We start from the raw sequence: 1,283 nt of genomic DNA, 5'->3' as shown, positions 1-1,283 counted from the left end.
GGGACTGACCCCATAGGCTGAGACAAATAAAAAACACCTTCAAGGTTGAAAACGGATGATTGTTATCCGAAATAATACTTGGAGGTGTTTTTTCTATGGGGACAAGAGTGAGCTATCCAGTGGAAATTAAACAGAAGGCAATCGAAATGAAAATGGCAGGTGTGCCTACAAAAGAGATTATGAACGAGCTGAATATCAAGAATAAGACACAGGTAGATACATGGGTCAGATGGTACAAAGCCGGAGAAATTCATCGTTTTGAACAGCCAGTTGGAAAACAATATACCTATGGGAAAGGACCCTCCTATACTTCGGAATTGGAGAAGCTACAAGCAGAAAACCGTTTTTTGAGACAACAAAATGAAGTTTTAAAAAAGTACAAGGAATTGGAAAGGAAGTTGATAGAGAAACGGCAGTCGAACTTGTAGAAAAATTGCATAAAACAATGACAGTACAGGATATCTGTCTGCATTTAGGTATCTCGAGAGCGTCTTATTATCGTTGGAAGAACAAAGAGAAAGAGGAGTTTAAAGAACAATTAGAAAGACAAATCGGCAAATTGTGCCGAAAACATAAGTACCGGTACGGATACCGTAAGATTACTGCCTTACTGAGACAGGAATACTGCATCAATCACAAGGCTGTGCAGCGTATCATGCAGAAAAATCAATGGCAATGCCGAGTAAAGGTGAAAAAACGCAAGAATACTGGGCAGCCATATGCCGTCGCAGATAACCTGTTGGATCGGAATTTTCAGTCCGATCGTCCACTTGAGAAACTGGTAACTGATGTTACTTACTTGCCTTATGGACAGAAACAATTGTATCTTTCCAGTATATTGGATTTATACAATGGTGAAGTGGTTGCTTCCTCAATTGGAGATAAACAAGATACAGCTTTCGTATTGGATACGCTAGCTCAGCTACCAACATTGCCTGAGAACTGCATATTACATAGTGATCAAGGATCGGTGTATACATCATATGAGTATCAGAAAGCTGTAAAAGCAAAAGGCATTACCATGAGCATGTCCAGGAAAGGGACGCCCGCTGATAATGCCTCCATCGAATCGTTTCATTCCTCACTAAAGTCTGAAACGTTCTATCTCAACAGTATCGATCGAACTACGACGGCAATCGTAGAGCGTACTGTCGAAGAATACATTCATTATTATAACAATATTCGTATTCAAACGAAACTAAACAACCAATCACCGATACAATATCGGCAATTGGCTGTTTGAAGGTGTTTTGATCCCTGTCTCAATAACAGGGGTCAGTCCC

The 1,283-nt window shown here is 40.2% G+C and carries 1 protein-coding gene; it reads left to right on the top strand.

Going from position 1 to position 1,283, the window contains the following annotated elements; genetic code table 11:
- The first annotated feature begins 95 nt into the window (after positions 1-95).
- Positions 96-1,243, top strand: a protein-coding gene (locus BLQ53_RS18670) for an IS3 family transposase (protein ID WP_093728801.1) whose coding sequence is annotated in 2 segments (ribosomal slippage) — positions 96-369 and positions 369-1,243 — 1,149 coding nt in all. Because the reading frame shifts where the segments join, the coding sequence is not laid out codon by codon here.
- Positions 1,244-1,283: the final 40 nt, after the last annotated feature.

Origin of the sequence: Terribacillus halophilus (genome assembly GCF_900101385.1) — a bacterium.
Classification (GTDB): domain Bacteria; phylum Bacillota; class Bacilli; order Bacillales; family Amphibacillaceae; genus Terribacillus; species Terribacillus halophilus.
The sequence above is the reverse complement of the archived record's forward strand: the minus strand, read 5'-3'. Positions and strand labels throughout refer to the sequence as shown.